Annotated in this window: 27 protein-coding genes; 19 read left to right on the top strand and 8 right to left on the bottom strand. The window is 57.6% G+C overall.

The features are described 5' to 3' along the window. Positions 1 to 18 precede the first annotated feature (18 nt). Complete coding sequence (locus ACP7E6_RS23245; protein WP_426232076.1) at positions 19 to 891, top strand: hypothetical protein; 873 nt, start codon at positions 19 to 21, stop codon at positions 889 to 891. 27 nt (positions 892 to 918) lie between these two features. Here the strand turns inward: ACP7E6_RS23245 and ACP7E6_RS23240 are convergent, their stop codons facing one another. After that, positions 919 to 1,146 (bottom strand): hypothetical protein, encoded by a 228-nt coding sequence (locus tag ACP7E6_RS23240; protein WP_426232075.1) that lies wholly within the window; start codon positions 1,144 to 1,146, stop codon positions 919 to 921. Between the two features lie 376 nt (positions 1,147 to 1,522). Between ACP7E6_RS23240 and ACP7E6_RS23235 the strand changes: the two genes are divergently transcribed. The 4 genes from ACP7E6_RS23235 to ACP7E6_RS23220 all read left to right on the top strand — a co-directional run bounded on the left by ACP7E6_RS23235 (position 1,523) and on the right by ACP7E6_RS23220 (position 4,720). After that, positions 1,523 to 1,843, top strand: a complete 321-nt coding sequence (locus tag ACP7E6_RS23235; RefSeq protein WP_426232074.1) for a PepSY domain-containing protein — start codon at positions 1,523 to 1,525, stop codon at positions 1,841 to 1,843. A gap of 32 nt (positions 1,844 to 1,875) precedes the next feature. Then, positions 1,876 to 2,490, top strand: a complete 615-nt coding sequence (locus ACP7E6_RS23230) for a general stress protein (RefSeq protein WP_426232073.1) — start codon at positions 1,876 to 1,878, stop codon at positions 2,488 to 2,490. A 558-nt stretch (positions 2,491 to 3,048) separates the two neighbouring features. Continuing rightward, the gene (locus ACP7E6_RS23225) at positions 3,049 to 3,732 is read left to right on the top strand and encodes a winged helix-turn-helix transcriptional regulator (protein ID WP_426232072.1); all 684 of its coding nucleotides are present in this window, start codon (positions 3,049 to 3,051) and stop codon (positions 3,730 to 3,732) included. A 136-nt stretch (positions 3,733 to 3,868) separates the two neighbouring features. After that, entirely contained in the window at positions 3,869 to 4,720 is an 852-nt protein-coding gene (locus ACP7E6_RS23220) for a class I SAM-dependent methyltransferase (protein WP_426232071.1), read from the top strand. A 268-nt stretch (positions 4,721 to 4,988) separates the two neighbouring features. Here the strand turns inward: ACP7E6_RS23220 and ACP7E6_RS23215 are convergent, their stop codons facing one another. From ACP7E6_RS23215 to ACP7E6_RS23205, 3 genes are all read right to left on the bottom strand, one after another. Beyond that, complete coding sequence (locus ACP7E6_RS23215; protein ID WP_426232070.1) at positions 4,989 to 5,798, bottom strand: DUF1206 domain-containing protein; 810 nt, start codon at positions 5,796 to 5,798, stop codon at positions 4,989 to 4,991. A 149-nt stretch (positions 5,799 to 5,947) separates the two neighbouring features. Continuing rightward, positions 5,948 to 6,928, bottom strand: coding sequence for an alpha/beta hydrolase family protein (locus ACP7E6_RS23210; RefSeq protein WP_426232069.1), 981 nt, complete (start codon positions 6,926 to 6,928; stop codon positions 5,948 to 5,950). A 32-nt stretch (positions 6,929 to 6,960) separates the two neighbouring features. After that, on the bottom strand, positions 6,961 to 7,719 hold the full coding sequence (locus ACP7E6_RS23205) for an SDR family oxidoreductase (protein ID WP_426232068.1): 759 nt from the start codon (positions 7,717 to 7,719) through the stop codon (positions 6,961 to 6,963). Between the two features lie 98 nt (positions 7,720 to 7,817). Here ACP7E6_RS23205 and ACP7E6_RS23200 point away from each other — a divergent pair, with 98 nt between their 5' ends. Continuing rightward, positions 7,818 to 8,717, top strand: coding sequence for a cupin domain-containing protein (locus tag ACP7E6_RS23200; RefSeq protein WP_426232067.1), 900 nt, complete (start codon positions 7,818 to 7,820; stop codon positions 8,715 to 8,717). 47 nt (positions 8,718 to 8,764) lie between these two features. Here the strand turns inward: ACP7E6_RS23200 and ACP7E6_RS23195 are convergent, their stop codons facing one another. Further along, positions 8,765 to 9,655 carry a LysR family transcriptional regulator gene (locus ACP7E6_RS23195; protein WP_426232066.1) on the bottom strand — a complete coding sequence of 297 codons (891 nt, stop codon included), beginning with the start codon at positions 9,653 to 9,655 and terminating at the stop codon, positions 8,765 to 8,767. Positions 9,656 to 9,762: 107 nt separating this feature from the next. Between ACP7E6_RS23195 and ACP7E6_RS23190 the strand changes: the two genes are divergently transcribed. The 3 genes from ACP7E6_RS23190 (at position 9,763) to ACP7E6_RS23180 (ending at position 11,877) form a co-directional block, all read left to right on the top strand. Continuing rightward, a complete protein-coding gene (locus ACP7E6_RS23190) occupies positions 9,763 to 10,632 on the top strand; it encodes an SDR family oxidoreductase (protein WP_426232065.1) in 870 nt (289 codons plus the stop codon). A 39-nt stretch (positions 10,633 to 10,671) separates the two neighbouring features. Beyond that, entirely contained in the window at positions 10,672 to 11,145 is a 474-nt protein-coding gene (locus ACP7E6_RS23185) for an SRPBCC family protein (RefSeq protein WP_426232064.1), read from the top strand. A 69-nt stretch (positions 11,146 to 11,214) separates the two neighbouring features. Further along, positions 11,215 to 11,877, top strand: a complete 663-nt coding sequence (locus tag ACP7E6_RS23180) for an NAD(P)-dependent oxidoreductase (RefSeq protein WP_426232063.1) — start codon at positions 11,215 to 11,217, stop codon at positions 11,875 to 11,877. Positions 11,878 to 11,971: 94 nt separating this feature from the next. Here ACP7E6_RS23180 and ACP7E6_RS23175 read toward each other — a convergent pair whose 3' ends face one another. After that, positions 11,972 to 12,874 (bottom strand): LysR substrate-binding domain-containing protein, encoded by a 903-nt coding sequence (locus ACP7E6_RS23175; RefSeq protein WP_426232062.1) that lies wholly within the window; start codon positions 12,872 to 12,874, stop codon positions 11,972 to 11,974. A gap of 92 nt (positions 12,875 to 12,966) precedes the next feature. Between ACP7E6_RS23175 and ACP7E6_RS23170 the strand changes: the two genes are divergently transcribed. Further along, positions 12,967 to 13,983 (top strand): NADP-dependent oxidoreductase, encoded by a 1,017-nt coding sequence (locus tag ACP7E6_RS23170; RefSeq protein WP_426232061.1) that lies wholly within the window; start codon positions 12,967 to 12,969, stop codon positions 13,981 to 13,983. Between the two features lie 58 nt (positions 13,984 to 14,041). Beyond that, on the top strand, positions 14,042 to 14,341 hold the full coding sequence (locus ACP7E6_RS23165) for a putative quinol monooxygenase (protein WP_426232060.1): 300 nt from the start codon (positions 14,042 to 14,044) through the stop codon (positions 14,339 to 14,341). A 178-nt stretch (positions 14,342 to 14,519) separates the two neighbouring features. Here the strand turns inward: ACP7E6_RS23165 and ACP7E6_RS23160 are convergent, their stop codons facing one another. Further along, entirely contained in the window at positions 14,520 to 15,410 is an 891-nt protein-coding gene (locus ACP7E6_RS23160; RefSeq protein ID WP_426232059.1) for a LysR family transcriptional regulator, read from the bottom strand. 196 nt (positions 15,411 to 15,606) lie between these two features. On the opposite strand from ACP7E6_RS23160, the gene ACP7E6_RS23155 reads away from it, so the two are divergent. The 6 genes from ACP7E6_RS23155 (at position 15,607) to ACP7E6_RS23130 (ending at position 22,961) form a co-directional block, all read left to right on the top strand. Next, complete coding sequence (locus ACP7E6_RS23155; RefSeq protein WP_426232058.1) at positions 15,607 to 16,608, top strand: LacI family DNA-binding transcriptional regulator; 1,002 nt, start codon at positions 15,607 to 15,609, stop codon at positions 16,606 to 16,608. Between the two features lie 37 nt (positions 16,609 to 16,645). Further along, complete coding sequence (locus ACP7E6_RS23150; protein ID WP_426232057.1) at positions 16,646 to 17,971, top strand: ABC transporter substrate-binding protein; 1,326 nt, start codon at positions 16,646 to 16,648, stop codon at positions 17,969 to 17,971. Positions 17,972 to 18,045: 74 nt separating this feature from the next. Beyond that, positions 18,046 to 18,891 (top strand): carbohydrate ABC transporter permease, encoded by an 846-nt coding sequence (locus ACP7E6_RS23145; protein WP_426232056.1) that lies wholly within the window; start codon positions 18,046 to 18,048, stop codon positions 18,889 to 18,891. Then, positions 18,888 to 19,721: a carbohydrate ABC transporter permease gene (locus ACP7E6_RS23140; RefSeq protein ID WP_426232055.1), complete on the top strand. Its 834-nt coding sequence runs from the start codon at positions 18,888 to 18,890 to the stop codon at positions 19,719 to 19,721. Before ACP7E6_RS23145 ends, ACP7E6_RS23140 begins: the two co-directional genes overlap by 4 nt. Before the next feature lie 29 nt (positions 19,722 to 19,750). Next, positions 19,751 to 21,904 carry an ADP-ribosylglycohydrolase family protein gene (locus ACP7E6_RS23135; RefSeq protein WP_426232054.1) on the top strand — a complete coding sequence of 718 codons (2,154 nt, stop codon included), beginning with the start codon at positions 19,751 to 19,753 and terminating at the stop codon, positions 21,902 to 21,904. Continuing rightward, complete coding sequence (locus ACP7E6_RS23130; RefSeq protein WP_426232053.1) at positions 21,891 to 22,961, top strand: ABC transporter ATP-binding protein; 1,071 nt, start codon at positions 21,891 to 21,893, stop codon at positions 22,959 to 22,961. Before ACP7E6_RS23135 ends, ACP7E6_RS23130 begins: the two co-directional genes overlap by 14 nt. Positions 22,962 to 23,000: 39 nt before the next feature. Here ACP7E6_RS23130 and ACP7E6_RS23125 read toward each other — a convergent pair whose 3' ends face one another. Further along, positions 23,001 to 23,996 (bottom strand): LacI family DNA-binding transcriptional regulator, encoded by a 996-nt coding sequence (locus tag ACP7E6_RS23125; RefSeq protein WP_426232052.1) that lies wholly within the window; start codon positions 23,994 to 23,996, stop codon positions 23,001 to 23,003. A gap of 184 nt (positions 23,997 to 24,180) precedes the next feature. On the opposite strand from ACP7E6_RS23125, the gene ACP7E6_RS23120 reads away from it, so the two are divergent. Together ACP7E6_RS23120 and ACP7E6_RS23115 are read left to right on the top strand one after the other, a co-directional pair. Continuing rightward, positions 24,181 to 25,113 (top strand): sugar ABC transporter substrate-binding protein, encoded by a 933-nt coding sequence (locus ACP7E6_RS23120; protein WP_426232127.1) that lies wholly within the window; start codon positions 24,181 to 24,183, stop codon positions 25,111 to 25,113. A gap of 59 nt (positions 25,114 to 25,172) precedes the next feature. Continuing rightward, positions 25,173 to 26,747, top strand: a complete 1,575-nt coding sequence (locus tag ACP7E6_RS23115) for a sugar ABC transporter ATP-binding protein (RefSeq protein ID WP_426232051.1) — start codon at positions 25,173 to 25,175, stop codon at positions 26,745 to 26,747. Positions 26,748 to 26,766: the final 19 nt, after the last annotated feature.

Genomic DNA, 26,766 nt, shown 5'->3' with positions numbered 1-26,766 from the left:
ACGCGCGTTATAATATCCATGAGCCACGAAGCTACACCAGACAACGTCGAGCGGACGACTGAAGACGACACTAAACCCGGTGCCGATGTCCGCTTTCTGTTCGACAGAATGACTGTGGAGCGGTTCCGGAAACGTTTTCCCCGCGCCCGGTGGAGTGACTCTCGTCAAACATGGTTTGTGCCAGGCCGCACTGCCTCCGGTCGGTTCACTCGATGGCTGGCAGAAATGGAGGCAGAAGCCGACGCGTTCGGTGACGCGAAGGGCAGGGACGCGTTCGATTTCGATCCGATCGCCAGCATATACTTGAAACTCGTAAGATCGGGCTTCCATATCAAGACTCCTTACTCGAGAACTGTCGTCGACAGGCTCCGAGAGGTTCCTTACTCACGATGGGACAGCGACCGCAAGCTATGGCACGTTCCCTTTCAATCGTTTCAAGATCTCAAAGATCGATGGCCGGAAATCGAGAAAGCAGCACGCCGGAACGAGCCTGAGCAACGCCGACGCCGCGCCGATGAGCGAAAGGGCACCGAGCAGGAAGCGAAGTCGAAAGCGCGGACGGCCGAAAGGAAGCGACGACGCTATCCATTGAACAGCGACGACCTGCCGCCCGTGGGCCGGGTCGTCGCGATCCAGTATGGGCTCGTGGTCTTTGAAGGAATGACCGGAGAGCTCGTTGATCCAGAAGTCGTCGGCGAATTCTACCTCAGCATCACCGACGACCATGTCTGGGGAATTTGGCGGAAACCTACCTTTGAAGAACTCTTGCAGGCGTGGCCGTCGAAAACGCCTCCGGCCCATGGAGCGGGATGGTGGCAGCCGACGATCGAGGAACTCCGGCCGGCTCGGCGGGCGGCAAGCCGGAAGAGGGCGCAACAACAAACGCTGTAGCTTCACCCGGTCGGGCTGATGGCGCTGTTATCGGCGCTTGAGGATCGCCAGGTCGCGGTCCAGGTCACGATTCACTATCATGCCAAGCATCAGATGGTCAGCCAGTTCGACCAAGGCGGCGGCTATCTCTTCTGGGTTCCATCCAGCCTCCACTGCAGAAAGTGCGACATCTGTAAACGGATCGGCCATGGCCTCTTGGCAGCGAAGAAACCGGTCGGGATGGTTGTCGGTCGACGGTGGGGTTATTTGCTTCATCAAAGGGAGATGTCGTTAAACCCCGCACCGTCAAGGCCCCGACCCGGTCTACGTTATAGAAACCGTGGCGAGAGACGTGGAACCTCTCAGTGGTCGTGCCGACTGTTAGAATCTCTTTTAGTGATATTGCCGGAGAGCCAGTAGCGTTTGTCTTCCTGGGAGACGACATTCGAACCAGGCGAGGGCCGGGCTTGGTAGGACGGACGTGGTCGTGATTGGCGAGATTTTTCGGAGCCTCCTGAGACACCGGCCTCTAGGACTTAACACACGCATTCGGTAGTTTTTTCGGCTGGTGAGTCGGTCGGTTTTGGAACTTAGTTGCGTCCGCAGTGTTCTGGGCATGGGACGGTTAACGATCCCGAAGCAGGAGAATCCCATGAACAAACTTCTTATCGCAACGGCTGTAATCGCCCTTTCCGCAACCTCGGTATTCGCACAGGAAACCAAGCCGGCCGCCAACCCCGACGGCGACACCCCGGCAGTCGCGACGCCTTCCGAGCAGAACTCGACCGCACCCGTCGAAGGCGCGAACAGTTTCACCGAAGAGCAGGCCAAAGAGCGCATTGCCGAAGCCGGATATGCCGACGTCACCGACCTGAAGCTCGACGACAAGGGTGTCTGGCAGGGCAAGGCTACCAAGGATGGCAAGCCTCTGATGGTGTCGATGGACTACCAGGGCAACATCGTCGCCAAGTAAGCGCAGTTCAAGAACAAACGAGGAGTAGCAATATGACGAAAACAGTGACCGGTCTTTTTGACACGTATTCAGATGCAAGCTCGGCGGTCGACCAGCTAAAGGCGGCCGGAATCGCCGACGGCGACATCAGCATCGTCTCCAATAATTCGGACGGACGTTACAACGACAACGATAATGACGCTGCCGAAGATGCGGGCACAGGCGCTGGCATTGGCGCTGCCGTCGGCGGCGTTGGCGGGCTGCTGACTGGCCTTGGTATCATGGCGATCCCAGGTGTCGGCCCGGTCGTCGCCGCAGGTTGGCTTGCGGCCACGGCTGCTGGTGCTGTTGCTGGCGCGGTCGTTGGTGGTGCTGCGGGTGGCATTGTCGGAGCATTGACGGACTCCGGTGTCGCTGAGCGCGACGCCCATGTTTATGCCGAGGGCGTCCGCCGCGGCGGTACTTTGGTGACTGCCAAGGTCGAAGATGCCCGCGCCCCGGAAGCCGAGGCGATCCTTCAGCGCTCGAACTGGGTCGATCTTCCTACCCGCCGGACGGCCTATGAGGGGCAGGGTTGGACCTCCTTCGACGACAAAGCCGATCCATACTCGCAGGCGGAAATCGATGCCGAGCGTGCGCGATATGCAGGTCGTGCCTCGTCTCTCTGACGGCTGGTCAACGCTTGTCATGGAACGGGGCCGATACGATATCGGCCCCGTTCGCACGTCACGCCGTCCTCCGATCAGGTCGCCTGCGGTCAAAATTCGTCCCAGTCCGACGCGACGGCGGCCGCTCACTGGTTACCAGCCAAACGGTCCCCCGGGGTACGGACGATATCACGTGGTTTTCCTGTTTAATTTCGCGCCGCAGCCGCATCCGCATGGTTGCTGCCCGTCTTGAACCGACCTCGCGATGCGCACCCAAGCGGCTCGGTTACCTGAAGATTTCGGCACCTGCGGTGATGGAGCGTGAAGCTTTCGCTCCGGGGCGCAGTTAAGAAGCCAGCAAGCGTCAGGGCGGCCACACGGTTGTCATTCAATGATTTGGACGGCATCGACGCGCAACTACTCTAAAATGTTAGACCCCGGCTCAAGGCCAGGCTGGGAATTACGAACAACCTCGCAACGATATTTGCCCAGCCAAACAAACCTCGTGAGCTCGCTACACTTTCTGTACTGGACGGATTTCCATTGAAGTCGCATAGTTTCGTCGCGGAGGTGATCCGAATGGCAAATGACGGCTATAACCATTTTTGTCCGGTGGCGAAGGCATGCGAAATGCTAGAACCCCGCTGGACGCTTCTTTTGTTGTGTGAACTTTGGTCAGGCTCGACCCGGTTTAACGAAATCCGGCGAGGCGTCCCTGGCATGTCACCGACGCTGATGGCCAAACGTCTGCGCGAGATGGAAACGCGCGGTCTCATCACCCGCATAGAAAATCGGGCCACGGGTGAGATCAACTACACGACAACCGCAGTCGCCGATGAACTCGAGCAGATTGTTCACGCGCTTGGCGAGTGGGCCCACCGGAATGTCGATGCCGAGGTGACGCTCGAGAACCTCGACGCGCGACTGCTCATGTGGAACATGCGTCGCAAGATCGACGCGAGGGCATTGCCAAGCACGAAACGAAGCGTCATCGAGTTCACGTACCCTGAATTGCCGGAAGATGAGCGAAACTACTGGCTGATCGCGAAACCCGGTGTTTTTGTCGACTTATGCTCAATGGATCCGGGCCACGACGTCGACCTTTTTGTTTCGGCTGATCTTAAATCCATGACGTCGGCCTGGATGGGGCTTTCCAGTCTGCAGTTAGAAATATCCGAAGGCAGAATCTCATTGATTGGAGATACGGCGATTGCAGCCTCCGTGGACAAATGGCTGGTGCGCAGTTCCTACGCGAGGTGTTAAACCACCTTGGCGTTTGATCCAGAAAGTGTATCAGGGCCGCTACACTTTCTACACTGGCACCTTACCACACGTGGGCGCAGTCTTATCTGGCGAACCAAAGAGCCTTGTGGCCCTATTTTTTCCAGAGGAGGAAGTCATGCAGCCAGCCGTTCCAGTTTCACCGGACTTAACGATCGTTGCGTCCCCTGATCTCAATGCCGTGAAAAATCGACAACAGGTCGCGTGGGCGTCGGGCGACTATGCCGTCATCGGAACCAGCCTTCAGATTGTCGGCGAATCCTTGTGCGAGGCCATCGATATCCGGGCAGGGCAGTCCGTGCTGGATGTCGCTGCTGGAAACGGTAACGCCACGCTGGCGGCCGCCCGACGCTGGTGCGACGTCACTTCAACCGACTACGTACCCGCACTTCTCGAGAAAGGGCGCGCAAGAGCCGCAGCAGAAGGATTGACTGTGACCTTCCAGACTGCCGACGCAGAAGCATTGCCGTTCGAGGACGCATCATTCGACGTCGTCCTTTCCACCTTTGGCGTGATGTTTACGCCGAACCAAGACACCGCCGCCGATGAGATGGTTAGGGTATGCAAACCTGGCGGAAAGATCGGCCTGGCCAACTGGACACCGGATGGATTCATCGGCCAGCTCTTCAAAACGATCGGCAAACACCTGCCGCCGCCAGCGGGTGTAAAGCCGCCATCGCTGTGGGGAACACAGCAGCGCCTTGAAGAGATGTTTTCCAAGAACGGCGCGATTGCGGCGTCGCCGAGGACGTTCACTTTTCGCTATCGATCGCCCGCGCATTGGATCGACGTCTTCCGTACATGGTACGGGCCCGTCCACAAGGCGTTCGCTGCGCTGCCGCAGGGACAGCAGGACATGCTTGAACGGGACCTTCTTGGCCTCATCGGCCAGTTCAATCGCGCCAACGATGGCACCATGGTCGTCGCAAGCGACTATCTCGAGGCCGTCGTGACACGACCGGCAACATAGAAAATCTGGAGGTCGGGGCGGGTGAGACGAGTGATGCAACTCACACCGGAGCTAGTCGAGAAGTGCCATCGGCGTGAGGTCGATCAAGACCGCCACACGGCCTCACCCCTCTGGAGGACGCCGACTATCTGCTATTGATCGACAAGCGTGTCGAACCGATCCCCGAATTCGTGAACCTCACCGGAGGCTTACCTTGACGATCTGAGAACCGGAACTGGAAGACTGACATGTCATTCCGGGCAGATCCCTAAGGCTGCTTTTTATTCCGTTATGGGACAATCTGCACCGCGCTGATAGTCGGCGGCCGGATGCGCCTGTAAGCGGCCTCGACAAACCCGTAGAGACCAAAAGCAAGCAGACCAACGGCAGCAACGGCATAAAGTATTGCACCGAATGGAAGCTGTCGGACCCATGCCAGGGCGTCCGATATTCCCCCCGCCTGATCGGGATCGACCGTGACGGCCGCATAGATGAAAAACACTCCTGTGATGACAAAGACTGAGCCGCGAGCGGCCAAACCGTAGACGCAGATCCAGTCGATCGCAGGTGCGGCCGTGGGCGGGATTTCAAGGTACTTTCGGTATCCATGCCCGACACCCTTGGTGATCTGAGCGATCCCTGCACCGATGACAGCCAGACCGACAACACCAAGTATATAGCGGCCGAACGGTTGTTCGACCAGCCAGGCACTGACACCCTCTTCACCATTTGATCCGCCTTGTCCGCCAAAACGCAAGGCCAGGCTCGCCGCGTAGAAAGCCAGGCTGCTGTAGACGGCAGCGCTGATCAGGAGACCGAAACGTATGCCGTAGCCTTTCAGCGTGTCCGGCTGGCAATCGGCGTTCGCGAAGGCCTGTGCCAGACGCCAGGCGATAAGACCAAGCAGGCCAACAGCGATCAACCCGAGCCAGATTCGGCCAAATGGCTGTTGAAGGACGACGTCGAGTGCTGATCTGGAGTCAGGTTTTCCGCCGCCGAAAGAAGAAAACAAGGCAAGCGCGGCAACAAGGATGTAGACGACGCCACGTCCCGCGTAGCCAGAGCGGGCAAGCCATTGGAACGGTGATTGGGTTTGCATGTTGCCTCGTCGGTGGAGGGGTCGGGGGAACTATCACGTAGCCACGCCTCAACTCCGCCGCAGCCAGCATGTTCCCCTCACTAAGGCAAATTCAGCTGTGGCAGAAACAGCGACTGTCTGTCGATTCAACTCCTAATATAAGAACCTGTTCATTCTTGTGGCAGCCAAAGTCCGCGCAACAGCGGATCGCGTCCGGCCTTGTGCGAAACGACAAGAGGGGCCGCTTTACTCTGGAGCGCGAGGCACGCTCTGCGCCATGCACCTTCCTCCGCTCCCAGCGCCGTCTGAAGCCAGGCAAGCGTCAGGCGTTTCGTTGCTTCCAGCGCGTCGGGTGCCTCGATTTCTGTTTCCTTTGCGTCAAGCCCGGCGATCCCGCCAAGACCGTGCCCAACGTCATGGATCATCAACAGTGCCTCTGCCCCGGGCGCATCGTGAAACGCGTCCGCATGCCATTCAGGCCCGCGGTGCGTGAAACGCGGATTATCCCGATCGCCACAGACTACAAGGCTGGGCGTCGTCAGCATGGCGAAATCCACGTCGAAGAACGGAAAGCGGGCAGCATTCTCGTCCGTCATATCCTTCCCGCCGCGGCCAGGAGCGGCGAGCAGAATGCCCGCCGAAATGCGAGGGTCGGCGAAATCCTCCCCATTCAACTGCGCACCCAACAGCAGCCCGACGGTGTGGCCGCCGAAAGAATGGCCGGCCGCTGCTATCCGTGAGTAATCCAGCCTGCCCTCAACCGCAGGCGCCTGGCGTTCCACCTCTGGCAGTTGGTCGAGGATCGCCTTCATCTCCTCCACACGCTCACGCCAGAAGAACGGCGCGCCGGGTGCGTCGCCGGGCAGTCCTCCGACGCGGGAGCTCGCATGCGTCGGCTGGATCACCGCGAAGCCGCGCTCGGCCCAAAATTGCGCGAGTGGAGCGTAACCGTCTTTTGACGGGATATAGTTGGAGGGTCCAAAGCCATGCGATAGCAGCACGATGGGCAAGTTGTCGCCCGCCGCAGGTGCAGTCAGACGCAGTTCCAGGGGTTGGCGACCGGGCATCGCAAGACGGATCGGGGTGTAGGCCACCGTAAGGGTAGCGTCAGGCGAGGGAATGTTGCCAGCTAGGTCGATCAGATTGTTCATTTGAGATGTCCTATGTAGGGCGGAGCAGGGGTCTACTCAGCGCAGTGGCACGCGTCGCGAAACCAGGCTTGCGCATCCGCACCAGCTGGGATTTTCATCGGCGCTTCCGGTTCGGTTATGGCACGCCACACGGCCTCGGCCACGTCCTCCGGCGTCGTGAATTCTGTGCCGGAACGCAGCGTTGTCAGGTAGTCGCGGACGAATGCATCGTATGGCTCGGGGATCTCCATCCCCATGCGCGCCACCGCATTTTTGCCAAACCCCGTGGTCGGCGCCGAACCCGGAAGGACAAGTTTCGCACGCACTCCGAACAGAGCGGCCTCCAAAGCGAGACTCTCGGTGAAAGCGTTCAGCGCTGCCTTGCTGGCGCTGTAGACGCAGAGTGCGGGCAGCGGCTTGAAGGTGACGCTGGAGCTGATGTTGACGATAACGCCTGACCGACGGATACGCATTTGTGGAAGAACGGCTTTGGTCATCGCCATTGCGCCGAACACGTTCGTTTCGAACAGCTCGCGGACCTTCGCTATCTCGGCGCCTTCCAGCACATTGAGCATGCCGACACCGGCATTGTTGACCAGCGCGTCGATCGGCCCCGCCGCTTCGACCGCATTCATGATGCTGTCCTCGCTGGTAATGTCCAACGCCAGGATTTTGAGTCTTTCATTTTGGGGCAACAGGTCGGTCTGCGGAGTGCGCATGGTCGCGACCACGTCCCATCCTGCAGTCACAAATGTTTGCGCTATGGCGAGACCGAAACCGGATGAGCAACCGGTGATGAGAATGTTTGGCATGTTCTGTCTCCCGACAATTGACTTGCCAAGAGATGGACCTGCGATCCCGGACTTGCTATATTTGATTGTCCGATATGTTTTAGCATGAGTCCGAAACCATGACCGATCCAATCGCCGAAGTCGTTTCCCTGCTCAAGCCAAGCCCGTCAATCTCAAAGCTTGTGACGGGCGGCGGTCAGTGGCTCGTCGAGCGCACGGAACTTGGAAACCCCTTTTATTGCGCCGTGGTCGAAGGCCATTGCCGGATGACGATCACCGGTCGTGAGCCAATGTTGCTGACGGCCGGCGACTTCGTGCTGGTTCCGAAAATCTTCTCGTTCACGATGAGCAGCCTGGAACCGCCGCCGCGCGGAGCGCTTGCCCAGCGTCTTGAGACCAGCCCGGGTGTCTTCCGGCTCGGAGACCCAGAAGCGCCCACGGAGATCAAGGCTATGGTCGGCCATTGTGCCTTTGGATCGGATGACAAGGCTCTTCTCGTCTCGCTGCTGCCAGAAGTCATCCATGTCCAGGGCGAGGGCCGGCTGATGATGCTGGTTGGGATGATAGACGACGAAACGAGAGCCGACCGTACCGCCCGTGAGATGGTGCTTCACCGGTTGCTGGAGGTGCTGTTGATCGAAGCGTTGCGCTCAACGGCAAGCGCAGCGGTCCCACCCGGTCTCCTGCGCGGCATGGCCGATCCGCTGCTGGCGCCGACCTTACGCCGGATTCACGCGGATTCGGGCCGCAGCATGACGGTGGAAACACTCGCGCGGGACGCCGCCATGTCTCGCTCGACCTTCTTTGATCGCTTCCGGAAAGAAGTTGGCGTGGCCCCGATGGAGTACGCGACCGGCTGGCGCATGGCGCTTGCGAAGGAGCTGCTTCGCAAGGATGTTGCCACGGCGCAGATTGCGCAACGCGTTGGCTATGGCTCTGCAAGCGCCTTCAGCGTCGCGTTCAGCCGGTATGTGGGGATGCCGCCCGGCGCATATTCTCGATCTAACGCTGCTGAATAGCGGGGCAGCGCGATGGCGAAAGCGGTCGCCAGACTATATTCCGGTTTTCACCTATCAATATAGGCGGCCAGTTCATCGGGCGTCCCGTTCGGAAAGGCCTGCTTTAGAAAATCCAGGAATGCCGACACGCGAGCGCTCAGCAGGCGTCGCGATGGGTAAAGTGCCCACAACGCGATCTCGGAACCATCTATATCGCCCCAGTGCAGCAAAGTGCCGTCCGCAAGGTCGTGGCTCACCAGCGAAATCGGCAGGCGTGCGGCGCCGACGCCGGCTCGTACCGCATCCCGCACCATGATAAGCGACGACAATGCGAGGATCGGCTCGATGCCGATCTTCCAAGCTCCCTTTGAAGTCGTCACCTTCCAAGTCTGCCGAATACCTGCCCCCCGGACCACGCCGGGCACTGGGTGGTCTCCCGCCGGACGGACGAGCTCGGGGCTTGCCACAACAACGAGCCGGTCGCGCAAAAATACTCGACCGACGAGTGCTTCGTCCGGATCTGGATTGACCCGGATGACCAGATCATAGGCCTCCTCGATCATATCGACGGCCCGGTCTTCCGTGGTGATTTCCAGCCTGACATCCGGATATTTCAGCGCAAAGCCCGCCGCGATCTTACCCATGGCGGTCTGTGACAGAAGAAGCGGTGCGCTGATGCGCAAGCGGCCACGCGGCTTCTCCGCGCCGGAAGCAATCGCCGCCGCTGTTTCGTCCAGCTCCGTTAGCAGAGCGGCTGTGCGCTCATGAAGGGCGCGCCCTTCCTCTGTGAGTTTCAGGTCTCGTGCGCCGCGCTCGAACAGCCGAAGATCGAGGGCAGCCTCCAACTCCGTAACTCGCCGGGACAGAGTGGCTTTGGGGCGACCTGTCGCTCGTGCGGCTTTGCCAAAGCCGCCATAACGCGCGACGAGATTGAAATCAGCGAGGGCAAGGAGGTCCATAAGCGTTCCAACTGTGGGACGGCGCGTCTAAAAAGATGGCCTATTGGACCAACCATGAACCATTCATATTCGGGGTGTCAAGCAACAGCAACCCTGGAGAAATTCCCATGACCATTCTCGTGACCGGTGCCTCAGGCAATGTCGGCGTCCAAGTTATCGAACATCTCATCAACCGCGGCGCTGATGTCCGCGCTCTCGTCCGCGATCCTTCAAAGGCCAATTTCCCGGCGGGTGTTGCCGTCGTAAAAGGCGACTTCCTGGACCCCGACTCCCTGCGCAGGGCCTTTGATGGCGTGTCTACGCTGTTTCTGTTGAATGCTGTTGTGTCCGACGAATTCACCCAGGCTTTGATCGCGCTCAATGTTGCCCGGTCGGCAGGCATCGAACGGATCGTCTATCTGTCGGTGATCCACCCGGACGTCTATGTGAACGTGCCGCACTTCGCCGGCAAGTTCGGCGTCGAGCGGATGATCGAACAGATGGACTTTCACGCCACCATTCTACGCCCGGCCTACTTCATCCAGAACGATCTGATGATTAAGGATGCCATCACCGGCTACGGCGTCTATCCGATGCCCGTGGGCGACAAGGGGCTCGCCATGATCGACGTGCGCGATATCGCGGAGATCGCAGCCCTTGAGCTTCTGCATCGCGAACACGCTGCACAGCCGCTTCCGATCAATCGCATCAACCTGGTCGGCCCACAGACGCTCACCGGCCGGGACATCGCCGCCATCTGGTCAGATGTTCTTGACCGTCCGATCAACTATGGCGGTAGCGATACTGCAGCCTTCGAGCAGAACCTCAAGCAGTTCATGCCGCCGTGGATGGCTTACGACATGCGCATGATGGGCGAGCGTTTCCTAACCGATGGAATGCTGCCTGAAGGCGGTGACGTCGAGCGACTGACAACGCTTCTCGGCCGCTCGCTCCGCTCTTATCGCGACTTTGCCTTCGAAACCGCTGCCTCTGCCTGATGCAAGCGCCGTCCACCACTTAAAACAAGGACCGTCATTATGATCTATTCGACCGCAACTATCCCGGTGAATCCGGAAGGCGAAACCAAGCTCTCCAGGGAACAGGTCTGGAAGGGCCTTGAGCTGAAGGCGCGCGATGCGCGCCTCTTTCTCCCGCCCGGCCTCTGCACCCGCTGCGACGTCGTCGAGGAAAGTGCTGCCCACTTCGTTCGCGAAGCCACCATCGCCGGCTCCGACATCAGGGAGATCATCACCCTCGAGCCGCACAGCAAGGTCACCTTCTTCCAGGCAACCGGCCCCCGTGAAGGCGCCATCATCAATGAGCTGTTCGAGGACGAAGCCGGCGCACTGCAGCTGAAGTTCTACTGCTACCTCGGCCTGCGCGGTAAACAACCTGATGGCCTAGAGGAACAGGCCGAGCAGAAGCAGTTCGACAGTGACCAGGGCTACAAATCGGCCCTCGTATCGACGCTGAAGCGAACCCGCGAGCTGCTCGCAGAAGGCCGGCTCTGATTAACGATCGCAACAACCAGTCCGGGCTGCCTCCTGAGAGGTGCCCAGCCTTTCAAACGGAGCATAGACATGACCACATCCACGACTGACAAAACTCTCGCCGCTGCGCCGAAGATCCTGGTGCTCGGTGCCACGGGGCCGACCGGCCGCCATATCGTCAGCCAGGCGCTCGCCCGCGGCTATGATGTTACTGTCCTGTTGCGCTCGCCGGACAAAGCCACCGATCTGATGGGCGCGAAGATCGTTGTCGGGGACGCTCGGGATGAGAAAGCATTGCGTCAGGCTGTTAAAGATCGAGATGCCGTGATCAGCGCGCTCGGCACACCCGCAAGCCCGTTTCGTGAAGTCACCCTTCTCTCAACCGCAGCCCGCGCGCTTGTCAATTCCATGAAGACGGAACACGTCTCGCGTCTCGTCACCATAACTGGTATGGGCGCTGGCGACAGCGCTGGACACGGCGGCTTCCTGTTTGACAATGTGATCTTCCCGCTGCTTCTGCGCAGGGTTTACGTCGACAAGAACCGACAGGAGGCGATCATCAAGGGCAGTGATGTCGACTGGACCATCGTCCGTCCTGCGATCCTCAACAACAAGCCCGGGCGCGGCACGGCCCGGACACTCACGGACCTGGGCGACTTCCATGGTGGATCGATCTCGCGGGTGGCAAAGTTCACTCTCGATCAGGTCAACAGTGATGCTTGGCTGCGCAAATCGCCGCTAATTACTTGGTGATGCACTGGGGCCGGCTGGATAGGCGTCGCCGGACTGAAGGCGGCGCCTCCTCACCTCGCAAGTGCCAGGCTAACTCTGATATAAGTCAACCCAATCAACACAGGTCGATCAGCATCGTCAGGAAAGCCCGAACAGCAGGATTGGCGCGACGGCTTACCGGCCAGAGCGCCGTGATGTTGTCGCGCTCAACAGCGAAATCGGGCAACACTGGGAACAGTTTTCCGCTCTTTACCCACGATTCGGCAACGAAACTCGTGCTCATGCCAATACCAGCGCCGGCCGCCATCGTTGCCATGACACCTTCGCTCGCATCGACGACGATACCTGAGGGCGGCACGATTTCGACTTCGCGATCGCCGATCCGGAAGGGCCATCGAAACATCTGGCCCGTGCTTTGATAGCGCAGGTTGACGGTTTCGTGTTCCGAAAGATCGTTAGGATGCATGGGAGCACCGTGTTGGGCCAGATAACCGGGCGACGCATAGCAGCAGAGCCGATGCGGTGAGAGCCGGCGCAATATAAGGCGAGAGTCGGCGAGATCACCGATCCGCACAGCCAAATCGACGCTTTCTTCAACCAGATCGACGATTTGGTCGCTCAGCTGCAGGTCAATCGTCACCTTGGGGTAGAGTTCGCGAAACCGCGGAAGTGCGGGCGCGATCACGTGCAGGCCAATCGGCAGCGATGCCGCAATGCGCAAGCTGCCCGACGGCTCCGCCCGTGCCGCCTTCGCCACCTGCTCGATCTCTTCGGCATCGCGCAGCAGACGAAGCGCACGTTCATGCAGATCGCGCCCCTCCGAGGTGAGCGTCATCGATCGTGTCGTGCGGTTGAAGAGCTGAACACCGAGATGCCGCTCGAGCCGCTGGACACTCTTGCTGATGGCCGAGGGCGAGACGGACAGGGAGCGCGCAGCGGCGGTGTAGCTGCCAAGTGACCCGGCACGGGCGAAGGCGATCAACCCGGTCAGGCGTTCGAATACTATTTGTTCCTTCATGGCACTATTAAACGGAATCACGCAGCCATTATCAACCCTGACAAACGGTCATATCTCTCTCTTTGAAACGACAGCTTTGAATGGAGGTTGAGATGACTGAGATGATGAAAGCAGTGCTCCTGCACAGATTTGGTGCTCCGGAGGTCTTGCGCTACGAGGACGCACCTCGACCAACGGCGGCAAGCGGCGAAGTTCTGGTCCGGGTACATGCGGCAAGTCTCAATCCGCCGGATCTCTATCTGCGTGACGGCTATCGTGCGCTGCCGCCAGAATGGCAGCCCGATCCTATATTTCCGTTGATCCTGGGCACCGATGTTTCGGGCGTGGTTGCGGCGGTTGGCGACGATGTTTCGGGATTCAGCGTCGGCGACGACGTGTATGCGATGGTGCGTTTCCCGGAGGATCTTATGAAAGGCAGCGGCGCCTATGCCGAATATGTCCGAGTGCCGGTATCTGAACTGGCGTTGAAGCCGGCAGGGATTGATCATGTTCAGGCGGCCGGGGCGCCCATGTCACTGCTGACGGCCTGGCAGTTTTTGGTTGACCTCGGCCATGACGCAGCAAACCCCTTCCAGCAGTTCCGTCATGCGCCAATCCCGCTCGATGGCAAAACGGTGTTGGTGAACGGCGCTGGAGGCGGCGTTGGACATCTGGTGGCCCAGGTGGCGAAGTGGAAAGGGGCGCGCGTAGTCGCTGTCGCGTCCGGCAAGCATGAGGCACTGCTGCGTGAACTGGGCGCAGACGCCTTCATCGATTACACCAGATCGGCCGCAGAAACGGTCGCAGAGGATGTCGATCTCGTAGTCGATGCCGTCGGCGGTGCGAACATGGAACGCTGGTTGACGGTCCTCAAGCCGGGCGGAGCTCTGTATCTCGTCAATCCTCTGGGGTTTTCGGGCCATGATAACGCGGCAATGCGCGGTATCACGGTTTCCTCGACACAGGTTCGCTCCAGCGGCGCGCAGTTGGCCGAGGCTGGTCTCTTGCTGGAGAACGGCACAATCCGTGTCGTCGTTGACAGCACCTATCCGTTGGCAGACACCGCGATTGCGCATCAGCGTGCCTCTCTCGGCGGCGTTCAGGGCAAGATCGTGCTCGTCGTTTCCTGATCACTGGGGCGCCGATTGCAAGCAAACCGACGATCAGGGCCACCATAAGGAATGCCTCATGCTCATCGTGACCGGATATGTGCAGGTCGAGCCCTCTGAGCTCTCGCAATTTTATAATGAGTTTCGCGTTCTCGCGACGGCTACGCGACAACGGACCGGCAACCTCTCCTATGATGGCGCTGTGGACGATCCGCAAGCCGGTCGGTTTCTCGTGATAGAGAGGTGGGAAGATCAGGCGTCGCTCGGCGCTCATCTGGAGGCCGCCGACACGGTGGCTTTCGTCAACCGATGGCGAGTCCGAATGTGGGGCGACATTCAAAAATATGACGCTTCAAAAGGGCGTGGCCTCATGGACTGACGGAGGACTGAACTGATGGGCAGATGCTCCTTCCGCCGGTATCGGAATAATGCCTGCTTCGTGCTGTGGTGGTGCCTACGGAGGCGGTCACTTCTCTTCTTGGGCAGGTTTACGATGGTGTAGCACAATTGGTGAATGCTTAGGAGGTCGGCTCCGGAACAGGAGGTTCCGGATTTCTTTAGTCATACCGCAATGCCGCAATTAGCGCTCTGAGTGCCGGTGGTGATTGTCGCCGGCTTGGATGGTAGAGACGAAACCCCGGAAAGCTCGGGCACCAGTCTTTGAGAACTTGTACCAGCGCACCCGAGGCGATGTCTCCTGCTACATCATGTTCCATGATATAGCCAAGCCCGACGCCGGCCCGCACGGCTGCCAATGGAAGATCGCCGTCATTGGCAATCAAAGGTCCGCTGGTGCGGATCTTGATATCCTTGCCGTTCTTTTCGAATTCCCACGGCAGCAACCCGCCCGATGTAGTCAGTCGATAGCCAATGCAGGCATGGCGATCGAGATCGTAGGGCGTTTGCGGCGGTGCAATCCCCTCGAAATAGGAGGGCGTTGCGACCACCACTGTTCGGAGGTCCGGGCCGATTTTGACAGCAATCATGTCTTTCTCAACGGTCTCGCCGAGCCGGATGCCGGCATCGAAGCCGGCCGCGACGATATCGGTGAAGCTGTCATCGATGTTAACCTCGACCCGAACCTCCGGATTGGCAAGCAGGAAAGCCGGCAGCTTTGGCACGAGCACCATCTTTGCGGCATAAGCAAACGTGGTCAACCGCACCGTGCCGGACGGATTATCGCGCCATTCCGCCAGCGCGCCCAATCCGCTCTCAATATCTGCAAAGGCAGGATTGAGAGATTGCAGCAGCCGTTCCCCGGCTTCGGTCGGCGATACGCTGCGGGTCGTACGCGCTAGAAGGCGCACTCCCAGCCGCTCCTCTAACCCGCGCATCGCATGGCTAAGCGCAGACGGCGACATGGCCAGGATGGCCGCAGCCCGCGTGAAGCTGCGTTCGCGTGCGACCGCAGCAAAAACCATGAGATCATTGAGGTCGTTTCGTTCCATTGCTGCATGATGCTCATAAGTTCATGCGGCGGGCAACGCTGATCCCTGCAGGTCATCAGCGGTGCATGTAGGCATACAAACGCTTTTGCTTCTGAACGGAAGCGAATGGGTTCAATGAAGATCATTTTCGGTGGTTGACACTGGTTTGATGCCGGGATAGTTATACGTATAAGTGATACGTATCAGCGAGGGACAGGTGAAGCGCGCAACGCAAAAGGATGTAGCGGTTCTGGCCAGAGTTTCTCAGGCTGCAGTATCAATGGTGCTGAGCGGGGGCGACGTCTCGTCTGTGTCGGCCGACACTCTTGTTCGTATCCGGCAAGCGGTGCGCGACCTAGATTATGTTCCAAACCGATCTGCCCAAGCATTGAAAACCAACCGCACCATGACGGTGGCGTGCATTGTTCCGGACATCACGAACCCGTTCTATCCGTCTCTGTTGCGAGGCGTCCAAACAATTTTGGAGGCGGAAAACTACGACGTCATCTCGATCAATACCGACGGATTGCGAGATCGCGAACAGCACTTTCTGGAGTGGCTGAGGCAGGGGCGGGTGGACGGAGTGATCGGCGTATTTTGGACTGTGCGTGCACCCGAATTTGCCCCACTGATTGAAGCAGGCTTACCTATCGTTCGCATCGAGTCCGCGAAAAAGACGGGCGGATCGCTGGCGATTGATGACATTTACGTCGATGGTCGTTCGGCCGCGCATGACGTCACCCGGTACCTTGTAGAAAAGGGGCATCGCCAAATTGGCATGATTGCGGGCCATGGCGGTCCGGAGTCGGTGCGTGTGGAGGGCTACAGGACGGCGCTTCAGGCCGCCGGACTCGACGCACAAATCGTGGTCGATGACGTTTTTACCGAGGAAGGTGGATTTCGCGCAGCACTGGCTCTTCTCGATGGCGTCCTTAGACCGACTGCGATTTTTGCCGCAAACGATCTGATGGCAATCGGAGCCATGCAGGCGATCCGCGAACGTGGCCTAAGCATACCTCACGATATTGCAGTCGTCGGCTTCGACGACATTTCCGCGTCCAAGCTTGTATCGCCGCCGCTGACTACCGTCGCCCAGTTTCAAAGCGGGATTGGCATGAAGGCGGCAGAAATCTTGATGGAACGCCTGTCCGGCAGAAAGACAGGTGCAGGAACGGTGCTGGAAATGCCGTTTCGATTAATTGAACGCGGATCAGCCTGATTGTCAGGCTGTTCAAAAATCCTTGGAGGAGGAAACTATGAACGCACGTACTCTCATAAAGACGTTTGCCGCGTTGTTGTCGGCGAGCGCGATTTGCAGCACTGCGCTTGCGCAGGACAAGAAGCCCGTATCCTGGTGGTATGAAAACGCTGCACCCGAAAACCAGCAGTTCCTCAAAGATCTACTTGTGAAGCCGTTCAACGAAGAAAGCTCGGATGCGGCGCTGTCGATTGATTTCCGTGGGGCTGAACTCGACAAGCAGTTGCGTATCGCGATGCTGTCGGGCAGCGGGCCGGATGTCGTCTACACTGCTGGCCCGAGTTACGTTGCCAGCATGGCGCAGGCCGGACAGCTTCTTCCACTGGACGACTATGCAGCAAAGATGGGATGGAACGATCGGATCCTGCCTGTGTTCCTTGAGCTCGGAAAATACGACGGCAAACTGTATGCACTGCCCAAGACGTACGAGACCCTCGGCCTTTTCTACAACAAGACGCTATTTGAGAAGAACGGCTGGACACCGCCCAAGACTATTGCCGAATTCGAGGCGCTCGCTGAGGCCATGAAAGCCAAGAACATCGTGCCGTTCGGCGCGGGAAATGCCGATTGGCGTCCCAGCAACGAGCACTACGTTTCCATCGTGCTCAACTCCGTTGCCGGGCCGGATAACATGTACAAAGCACTGAAGGGCGAGATTCCATGGACTTCTGAACCCTTCGTCAAAGCAGTTGATACCCTCAATAAATGGTGGCAGGCCGGATATTTCGGGCCAAATTATTTCTCGCTGACCGGTGAACAGGCCTTTGCCCAAATCGCAACGGGCGCAGCGGGCATGGCCCCCACAGGCACATGGAATTTCACGAACGTTCCTAAGTATTTCAAGGAAAACAATGCCGAACCTGGCTTCGTCGGCTTTCCAAGCGGGAAGGGCGTGGCCTATCCGATCTATGCTCTTGGAATCGGATCGACGTTTTCCATCGCGGCGGGCTCGAAGAACCCGGATGGTGCGGCGGAAGTCGTGAACTATGTATTTAGTGACAAGTTCTACGGGGACATGAATACAGTCTGGCAGGGCGAATGGAACACACCGCTCCGTGATCTTAGCAAGGTGAAGGTGGGCGACGCCGTGCTACCGCTTTACACCGAGACGATGAAAAACCTGGCGGACTCGGTTAACAAAAACCAGTACGGCTACACCACTTGGACGTTCCTGCCACCAGCGACTGATACATATCTTGTTAGCGGCATCGAGGAACTTTGGCTGGGTAAAACAACCACGGCCGAATTTCTTACGAAGCTCGATGCAACTTTCCAGCAGGAAAAGGCAGCGGGTAAAGTCCCTGCTATCCCAGCCCGCCAGTAAACCAAGACCCTTTCATAAAGCACGATCTGGAGACGGTAGCGGCAGATGCCGCTACCGTCAGCCTGGAGACGAGCATGCATAGACTCTACATTTTACCGACACTTGCCATCAACGCGATCATCATTCTGGTGCCCGCGATGCTCACCGTCACATTGGCGTTTTTCCAATGGGACGGAATTTCTGCCCCGGTCTTTGCCGGGCTCGATAATTTTCGCGCGTTATCCGATGACGGCGTGTTCTGGAACGCGCTTACCAACAACCTCATCTGGACAGCAATCTTCTTGATTGTGCCCGTGGCAATGGGGCTATTGGCGGCCACAATGCTGTTGCTTGTCGATCGAGGCCGGACATTTTTCCAGGTCGTCTACTTCCTGCCCGTTATCATCGCAACCGCGATCACAGCGCGGGTCTGGCAAGGGATGATCTATAGTCCGGTCACAGGCGTGTTCGGCCTGCTGCAACATACTGGGCTCCCGATCACCAACCCGTTATCGCAGCCGTCCATGGCGCTGTTCGGAGTGGCGGCCGTCGATCTTTGGCATTGGTGGGGTTTCCTGTGCGTCATCTTCTTTGCAGCGCTAAGGCAGGTGCCACAGGAGCAAATCGAAGCAGCCAGGCTCGAGGGTGCAACCTTCTGGCAGATGATGCGGTACGTTTTGCTGCCCGGAATCCGTCCCACCATAACGCTCATGATGATCATGACGGTCATATGGTCCTTCCTGGTTTTTGACTTTGTCTACATCCTCACCCAGGGCGGTCCGGCATTCTCAAGCGAAGTGCTTTCCACGCTCGCCTATCGCAAGGCTTTCTACGACCTGAACGTCGGCCAAGCTGCGGCAACATCGCTCGTCATCAGCGTATTTGGCCTGATCGCGACGTACTTCTACATCCGAATTCAGTCAAAGGAGACCGAACAATGAGACTGGTCGAAAGCCGTCGCACGTTGACGGTCACCTATATTTGCCTGGGAATCGCAGCGTTCATTGCGCTTTTCCCTATTGCCCTTCTGGTTCTGAACTCTCTCAAATCGGCGCAGGAGATCGTCCTCAATCCGCTATCGTTTCCAAAAACCATCCGATGGGACAATTTCAGCCGAGCGTGGGCTGACGCACACTTCAGCCAGACCTTCCTGAATTCCGTCATGCTGACTGCTACGACGATCATTATGGTCTGTACAACTGGATCCGCAGCGGCATACGTGCTGGCCCGCAAGAAAATCAGACGATGGAAGGCGGTTACAGGATACCTACTGGCGACTACGACTGCACCGATCCAGCTCTTCCTGTTCCCGTTGTATTTCGCCTTTGCACGGCTTGGATTGATCAACAACATTTTCGCGGTCGCTCTTGTGTACACCGCCATCTACAGCCCGTTCGCTATCATGCTTCTTAGGACCTACTTCCTGGCCGTGCCCAAGGAGCTGGAAGAAGCCGCGTTGATCGACGGTGCGACGCACTGGCAAGTGTTCACAAAGGTCATGCTGCCAATGGTCTCACCAGGCATCCTGACAGTCGCACTCATTATTGGGCTTTATTCCTGGAACGAGTTCCTGATCGCCACGACCTTTCTTCAGCAGCAGGACAGCACGACCGCCGTGGTTTCGTTCTTCCTCCTTAGCGGCCAGTACAGCTCCGACTGGGGCGAGATCATGGCCGCCGCTCTCATCATCGTACTGCCAATCGTCATCCTGTTCGTCTTTCTGCAGCGCCGCTTTATTGAGGGCATGGCAGGCGGATCGGTAAAGGGCTGATCCGCGACAACACTTTTAAGGTGAAATCTATGACAATCCCAAACGACTATCTGGAACGCGTCTACGCAGGCGTACTGGGCAAGCTGATCGGCGTTTATTTGGGCCGACCGTTCGAGCAATGGACCCACCAGCGCATTATGAGGGAGCTCGGCCCAATCGAGTATTACGTAAATGAGCAACTAAATGAACCCCTCGTCGTTACCGATGACGATGTAGCCGGGACTTTTACGTTCGTGCGAGCCCTTGAGGATTATGGCATCACGGCAGACCTCTCAGCTGAAGATATCGGCAAGGCGTGGTTGAATTACATTGTAGAGGAGAAGTCGATCCTGTGGTGGGGCGGCAATGGCAACTCGACCGAACATACCGCCTGGCTCAATCTCAAAAATGGGATTCCTGCACCTCACAGCGGGTCGATGGCAACCAACGGATCAACCGTCGCCGAACAAATCGGGGCGCAGATATTTGTCGACGGCTGGGCGCTTGTGTCACCTTGTCAACCACAATTGGCTGCACAACTGGCGCAAAAGGCTGGCAGCGTGAGCCACGATGGTGAGTCCGTATATGCGGCCATGCTGTGGGCGGCGATGGAGGCGGAGGCCTTTCGTTCCGCTGATATCAATCACCTCATCGATACTGGTCTATCGGTAATCCCGAAAGACAGTCTGATTGCAAAGCTGATTGCCGAAATTAGAGATTGGCGCAAAACTGACGACGACTGGATGGTGACGCGGCAGCGTATAGAAGACCAGTACGGGTACGCACAGTATCCGGGAAACTGCCACGTTGTGCCGAACCACGCCCTGATGATCATGTCTGTGCTATACGCCCCCGATGATTTCCAGCGCGCGCAGATGATCGTCAACACCTCGGGGTGGGACACAGACTGCAACGCGGGTAATGTCGGCTGTTTGATGGGAATTATGCTCGGCTTGGAGGGAATTGACGCTGGGCCTGACTGGCGCGGCCCCATCGCAGACCGTCTCCTGATTTCGTCTGCCGATGGTGGTAACTCCATCAACGATGCAGTCCGGATGGCCTACTATCTGGCCAACCTCGGACTGACGCTTGCAGGACATGCGCCACTCAGTGCTCCGAAGGCAGGTGCGCAGTTTCATTTCTCCCTACCGGGCAGCACGCAGGGCTTTAGGTCGCAGGATGGTCAGATTCGTTTGTCTGTCACAAACATTGCGACTGAGCACGGACGAGCGCTTGCCGCACGGTTCGAGGCTCTTGGCCCTGGCCAGGTTGCTGCGGTAACCACCCCGGTCTTTTCGCCCCGCGAAGTTTTGCAGATGAAGGTCTACGATCTCATGGCGACACCGTTGATCTATCCGGGGCAAGATCTCGAAGCGGCCGTCGCCGCAGACGTAAGCAACATAGGTGCGCTGTCAGTGACCTTGAGACTGCGGGTATACGATGAGTACGACAATCTCAGAACCCTCGATAGCGCTCCGGTCGCACTCCAACCCGGCGATAGTTCAGTGCTTCGATGGACGATTCCTGATTTGAGAGGTCAACCTATCGCCGAGATTGGCGTCGCCTTCACTGCATCAGGCAAGCGTGCCGACGGTTGCATCGTCATTGATCACGTTCGTTGGAGTGGAGCGCCGCAACTCACTCTGCAAAGGCCCGAAGAGGAGGGTACCTTTTGGCGCATGGCTTGGGTCAACGGAGTCAGTTTCTTCTCCAAACGTTTTCCGCCGAGCTTTCGCATCTCCCAGGATCGCGGTGATGGGATCATCATTCACGGAACCCGCCAATGGACGGACTACACCGTCGAAAGCGACGTCATGTTGCATCTTGGAACTGCAGGGGGACTTGCCGCTCGGGTTCAGGGCCTGCGCCGCTACTACGCGCTCCGACTTGTGCGCAAAGGAAGACTTCAGATTATCAAAGTCCGCGACGACGTCACCACCATTCTTGCGGAGGCAGCGTTCCCCGTAGAACTCGAAGTCACGGTGAGCATGAAACTGATGGTCCTCGGAACGCGGATACTAGGAGAGGCGGATGGAACTGCGATTGAGGCGTGCGACGACGGCGACCAAGCGTTCCTCGATGGTGGTATCGGTCTCGTTATTTCCGACGGCGCGATATCAACGCCCAGCATTACTATCGGTGCGGCGGAGACGATGATCGCAGACGTGGACACCGCAAAGGAGACTTCTGATGTCCTTCGTTGAGATCAACAATGTCAAAAAGTCCTATGGCGCACACCCGGTTTTGCATGGCATCGACGTCGCCATCGACGAGGGCGAGTTCGTGGTTCTGGTTGGACCTTCGGGCTGTGGAAAGTCCACTTTGCTGCGCATGATCGCCGGACTTGAAGATATTTCGGGAGGGACGATCGGGATCGCGGGGCGAGTGGTCAACCACCTTCCACCCAAAGAGCGAGACATCTCTATGGTGTTTCAAAACTACGCACTTTACCCACATATGACCGTCGCCGAAAACATGGCATTTTCGATGACATTGGCGGGAGCTGCGAAAGCTGAGAAGGCAAAAAGAGTTGGTGAGGCTGCCGAAATTCTTGGTCTCACACCGTTGCTCGATCGCTATCCGCGGCAGCTTTCCGGCGGACAGCGTCAGCGCGTCGCCATGGGGCGGTCAATCGTGCGGAAACCCCAGGTGTTTTTGTTCGATGAACCGCTATCGAATCTCGATGCCAAGCTCCGAGTAGCCATGCGCGCCGAAATCAAGGCGCTTCACCAGCGCCTTGGGACGACCATTGTCTATGTGACGCACGATCAGGTCGAGGCGCTAACAATGGCGGATAAAATCGTCGTCATGCGAGACGGCCACGTCGAGCAAATCGGCGCTCCGTTGGATCTGTATGATTTTCCGGACAACACATTCGTCGCAACATTTATCGGCTCCCCGTCGATGAACCTAATTGAAGGGACCATTCGCAGTGGCGACAAGGGAATGATCTTTGTTGCCGACAACGGTGATAAACTTCCGCTTGCAGATCGTAAACTTCCAGATGGAACCAGAGTAACTTATGGAATCCGGCCCGAACACCTCGCTCTCTCAGATGCGGAGCGCGGGATAGCAACCAAAATCGTCCTCGCCGAGCCGATGGGTTCGGAAACCCAGGTGCTACTGGCGCTGGGTGGTGTGAAGGTAGTCGGCGCCTTTCGGGAGCGAACATCGTACGTTTCCGGGGAAACCATGTACGTGGCGCCGGAATTGAACAAGATTTGCTTGTTCGCCGCCGATACCGGTAACCGCATTGCGTGACTGTATCGTACAAGGGCCGAAGTGAGAACGAAGTGTGGCTCAGGGAAAGCAAGCCGTTGACTCCCTTACGACGATACGAGGGGAAAGCAGGATCGGCCCGTCTACTGCTCCCCGCCCCAATACGGCTCGTATAGCGATTTCCGCAATTTCCTGGATGGGCTGTCTAACCGTTGTCAGTCTTGGCAGAACAAGGGATGCAAGCGGTATGTCGTCGAACCCGATGATCGATAAGTCCTCCGGCACTCGGATGCCCATATCCCGTGAGCATCTAAGAAGCCCGATAGCCTGCTGATCGTTGGCTGTAGCGATAGCCGTTGGCCTTATCTCGACCGGAACCGAAAGGAGTTTTCTGCCCATCTCCTCGCCGGACTTGTAGTCGAACTGACCCTCGACGACTGTGAGCTCAACGTCCTTTCCAAATCGTCCGGCGGCTGTTGCGATCGCATCGCTGAAACCTTTCAACCGCAACAGCGAGACCTCGGTTGTCCTTGGACCGCCAATGTAGCCGATGCGGATGTGCCCGAGCGTTAAAAGATGTTCGGCCGCCAGCCTCCCCCCTTCGATGTTGTCTACCGATACAAGCGAGTGTCCGGCAAGCGGGCGGTCAATCGTCACGCAGACCATGTCTTTGGACAACCGTTCACTGACGAGACTATTGCTGACGGGAGCAATCACAATTCCCGCAGGCACGCGTCCGAGGAGACTCTTGATCTGGGTCTTTTCTGCTTCTGGGTCATCGTGGGTATTGGCAAGCAATACGGAATACCCAACCGCGGACGCCAAGACTTCGAGATGCTTTGCAAGGTCCGCAAAAAACGGGTTGGTTATATCAGGTATCACCAAACCAATTATGTCTGATTTGTTCAGCCGCAGGCTGCGTCCAAGACTACTAGGACTGTAGCCCAGCTTCTCTATCACCTCTTCGACCCGGAGCCGAATGGCTCGGTTCACGGTGGCGTTCTTGCCAAGAACGCGAGACACGGTTCCAAGCGACACTCCGGCATCTCGTGCGACATCTTTAATTGTCGGCTTCAAATCTGTTCTCCATCATTCCCGGCAGGACGAATAACATATGTGATGAAAAGTACCAGTTCTCGCCATGAAACGTTTCATATTGACCTTCAAGATTTTTCCCATTACCAAAATGTAACGTTCTCATAGAATTTATGAAACGTTTCACCGATGGCTGGAGGGCTGTCGGACCAATGGAGGAATGGTCATGAAGATTTTCACTATCGCATCGATTCTTGCGCTCTCTATCACGACAGCGCTGCCAACACTTGCCCAGGCCGCCGACAAGCCCGTTGTCGGTCTCGTCATGAAGTCGTTGGCCAACGACTTTTTCAAGAACATGCTCGAGGGTGCAGAAGCCCATAACAAGAAGCGCGGTGACTACGAGCTCAAAGCTATCGGAATGCAGAACGAGACTGATTTCGAGAGCCAGGTGAACGGCGTCGAAAACTTCATCACGCAGGGTGTCGACGCAATCGTTATCGCCCCGGCGGATTCTCGTGCCATGGTCGCTCCTTTGAAAAAGGCTATGGATGCAGGCATCACCGTCATCAATTTCGACGTCTCGCTCGACGAACAGGCGAAAAAAGACGCTGGGATCGATCTGGCTTTCGTCGGACCTGATAATCGTGCCGGCGCCAAAATGGTTGGCGAGGCCCTGGCCAAAGAACTGGGTGAGGGCGGCAAGGTCGTAATCATCGAAGGCAACCCCGGTGCGGACAACGCCGCCCAGCGGAAACTCGGTTTTGAAGATGCGGTTGCGGCTGGCAAGTTGGAGCTCCTGGATTCGCGCACCGCGCATTGGGAAACCGAAGAAGCCAATTCGGTCTTCTCGAACATGCTGACTGCTCACCCGGACATCCAAGGCGTTCTCGCCGCAAATGACTCGATGGCCATCGGTGTTGTCAAAGCTCTGGATGCAGCGGGCCGCAAGGACATTAAGGTCGTCGGTTTCGATAACGTTCCAGCCGTGGCTCCTCTCCTGAAGGATGGCAAACTGCTTGCGACCGTTGATCAGTTTGGCTCGCAGATGGCAGCGAACGCCATCGACAAGGCGCTTGCAGTCGTCGCAGGCGGACCAAAGCTCGAGGGCTGGATCAAGACGGACATCGAATTGGTGACGAAGGCCAACGTGAAGTAACTCCTGCAAGCGCAGCCGTGCCGGACTGTTCCGGCGCGGCATTTTCCGGAGGTTCTTCGATGATCATCTCACAATCAAACTCGACGTCACCTTCCGCTCAGGGGGATATGACGACGAAGCCAGTTCTTGAGTTGCAAGACATCAAGAAGAGCTTCGGGGCTACAGTCGCGCTTAATGGCGTGAACCTGTCTGTAAACAGCGCGGAAGTTCACGGTCTCATCGGCGAAAACGGCGCAGGAAAGTCAACACTGATTAAAACGCTTTGCGGTATCGTCAAGCCAGACTCTGGCTCGATAAAGCTCGCGGGCGAGGCTTACACACCCCAGACCCCAAGGGACGCCAAAGCGAATGGGTTGCAGGTCGTACACCAGGAATTCAATCTGCTTCCCTACCTTTCCGTCGCAGAAAACATCTTCATCGAACATCTGCCTCGCAACATTTTGGGCGTGGTGAAGCGGCGTGAGATGAACGAGCGCGCTCGTGCAGCACTGGATGCGATCGGTCTCAGCGACATCGATGTGCGCTGGCCAGTTGAACGGCTAGGGATTGCTCACCGACAGCTTGTAGAGGTTGCGCGTGCTTTGATGACGGAAAGCCGAGTTCTAATTCTGGACGAACCAACTGCAACGTTGACGTCACGCGAGACCGAGCGGTTATTCGCCATCATTGGAGGCCTCCGTGCCCGCGGCGTCGCAATCATATTCGTTTCTCACCACCTCGACGAAATCTTCCGTATGTGTGACAGGGTGACAGTTCTGAGGAACGGCGAAACAGTATTTTCTAGTGCTATCGACGACACCGACCAGGATGAGCTCGTTCGCAGCATGGTTGGTAAGCAGCTACAAAAGGAAATGGCTAGTGACGTTGCTTCCAGCGCCGGAAGCGAAGTTGTCCTCTCCCTCAAAAATTTCCGGCATGTTCAATCTCCGCATCAGGACGGCGTATCCTTCGACTTGCATAAGGGCGAGATACTCGGGGTCGCTGGGCTTGTCGGCTCGGGCCGGACGGAACTGCTGCGTGCGATATCGGCAGCCGAGCTCCCTTTGTCCGGGCAATTGACACGGGATGGGAAGGTTGTTGCGTTTCGCTCGCCTAAAGATGCCATCGAAGCGGGAATTGGATTTGTTACCGAAGACCGGAAAGATCAGGGTCTCATCTTGTCCATGACGATCGCCGCAAACGTGACGCTAGCGTCTCTGCAGAAGGTGTCCAGCATGGGACTGCTCGACAGGAACGCCGAAAATCTGGTGACCCAGCGGTTGGGATCGGATCTTCAGCTTAAATATGGAGGAGCCGGCTACAACGTTTCTACGCTGTCTGGCGGAAATCAGCAGAAAGTCGTTCTTGCCAAGTGGTTGGCGCGCAACCCTCGCGTTCTCCTGTTGGACGAGCCAACTCGTGGCGTCGATGTTGGAGCGAAAGCGGAAATCTATGCACTTATCCGCCGACTTGCTGAAGATGGCCTAGCACTTCTCATTGTCTCTTCGGAACTCCCCGAGTTAATGACGCTTTGCGATCGCATCCTTGTAATGTCGCAGCACCGGATCGTCGGCGAAGTTCCCCGACCGGAGTTTTCGGAAGAAAAAATATTGACTTACGCCTACCAGGGCGAACGACGAAAGGCGGAGCATTGATCATGGACGCAGTTGGAAA

Source organism: Pararhizobium sp. DWP3-4, from assembly GCF_049898205.1.
Lineage (GTDB): Bacteria > Pseudomonadota > Alphaproteobacteria > Rhizobiales > Rhizobiaceae > Pararhizobium.
Note: the sequence above shows the minus strand (reverse complement) of the source record. Positions and strands in the feature narration are given on the sequence as shown.

Excerpts from the sequence above, each read along its gene's own strand:
- ACP7E6_RS23145 (WP_426232056.1), top strand. The coding sequence starts at position 18,046 with ATGCATAGACTCTACATTTTACCGACACTTGCCATCAACGCGATCATC.
- ACP7E6_RS23215 (WP_426232070.1), bottom strand. The coding sequence starts at position 5,798 with ATGCAAACCCAATCACCGTTCCAATGGCTTGCCCGCTCTGGCTACGCG.
- ACP7E6_RS23130 (WP_426232053.1), top strand. The coding sequence starts at position 21,891 with ATGTCCTTCGTTGAGATCAACAATGTCAAAAAGTCCTATGGCGCACAC.
- ACP7E6_RS23190 (WP_426232065.1), top strand. The coding sequence starts at position 9,763 with ATGACCATTCTCGTGACCGGTGCCTCAGGCAATGTCGGCGTCCAAGTT.
- ACP7E6_RS23245 (WP_426232076.1), top strand. The coding sequence starts at position 19 with ATGAGCCACGAAGCTACACCAGACAACGTCGAGCGGACGACTGAAGAC.
- ACP7E6_RS23170 (WP_426232061.1), top strand. The coding sequence starts at position 12,967 with ATGACTGAGATGATGAAAGCAGTGCTCCTGCACAGATTTGGTGCTCCG.
- ACP7E6_RS23180 (WP_426232063.1), top strand. The coding sequence starts at position 11,215 with ATGACCACATCCACGACTGACAAAACTCTCGCCGCTGCGCCGAAGATC.
- ACP7E6_RS23195 (WP_426232066.1), bottom strand. The coding sequence starts at position 9,655 with ATGGACCTCCTTGCCCTCGCTGATTTCAATCTCGTCGCGCGTTATGGC.
- ACP7E6_RS23150 (WP_426232057.1), top strand. The coding sequence starts at position 16,646 with ATGAACGCACGTACTCTCATAAAGACGTTTGCCGCGTTGTTGTCGGCG.
- ACP7E6_RS23175 (WP_426232062.1), bottom strand. The coding sequence starts at position 12,874 with ATGAAGGAACAAATAGTATTCGAACGCCTGACCGGGTTGATCGCCTTC.
- ACP7E6_RS23140 (WP_426232055.1), top strand. The coding sequence starts at position 18,888 with ATGAGACTGGTCGAAAGCCGTCGCACGTTGACGGTCACCTATATTTGC.
- ACP7E6_RS23235 (WP_426232074.1), top strand. The coding sequence starts at position 1,523 with ATGAACAAACTTCTTATCGCAACGGCTGTAATCGCCCTTTCCGCAACC.
- ACP7E6_RS23210 (WP_426232069.1), bottom strand. The coding sequence starts at position 6,928 with ATGAACAATCTGATCGACCTAGCTGGCAACATTCCCTCGCCTGACGCT.
- ACP7E6_RS23135 (WP_426232054.1), top strand. The coding sequence starts at position 19,751 with ATGACAATCCCAAACGACTATCTGGAACGCGTCTACGCAGGCGTACTG.
- ACP7E6_RS23230 (WP_426232073.1), top strand. The coding sequence starts at position 1,876 with ATGACGAAAACAGTGACCGGTCTTTTTGACACGTATTCAGATGCAAGC.
- ACP7E6_RS23205 (WP_426232068.1), bottom strand. The coding sequence starts at position 7,719 with ATGCCAAACATTCTCATCACCGGTTGCTCATCCGGTTTCGGTCTCGCC.
- ACP7E6_RS23240 (WP_426232075.1), bottom strand. The coding sequence starts at position 1,146 with ATGAAGCAAATAACCCCACCGTCGACCGACAACCATCCCGACCGGTTT.
- ACP7E6_RS23220 (WP_426232071.1), top strand. The coding sequence starts at position 3,869 with ATGCAGCCAGCCGTTCCAGTTTCACCGGACTTAACGATCGTTGCGTCC.
- ACP7E6_RS23115 (WP_426232051.1), top strand. The coding sequence starts at position 25,173 with ATGATCATCTCACAATCAAACTCGACGTCACCTTCCGCTCAGGGGGAT.
- ACP7E6_RS23185 (WP_426232064.1), top strand. The coding sequence starts at position 10,672 with ATGATCTATTCGACCGCAACTATCCCGGTGAATCCGGAAGGCGAAACC.
- ACP7E6_RS23165 (WP_426232060.1), top strand. The coding sequence starts at position 14,042 with ATGCTCATCGTGACCGGATATGTGCAGGTCGAGCCCTCTGAGCTCTCG.
- ACP7E6_RS23160 (WP_426232059.1), bottom strand. The coding sequence starts at position 15,410 with ATGGAACGAAACGACCTCAATGATCTCATGGTTTTTGCTGCGGTCGCA.
- ACP7E6_RS23225 (WP_426232072.1), top strand. The coding sequence starts at position 3,049 with ATGGCAAATGACGGCTATAACCATTTTTGTCCGGTGGCGAAGGCATGC.
- ACP7E6_RS23200 (WP_426232067.1), top strand. The coding sequence starts at position 7,818 with ATGACCGATCCAATCGCCGAAGTCGTTTCCCTGCTCAAGCCAAGCCCG.
- ACP7E6_RS23120 (WP_426232127.1), top strand. The coding sequence starts at position 24,181 with ATGAAGATTTTCACTATCGCATCGATTCTTGCGCTCTCTATCACGACA.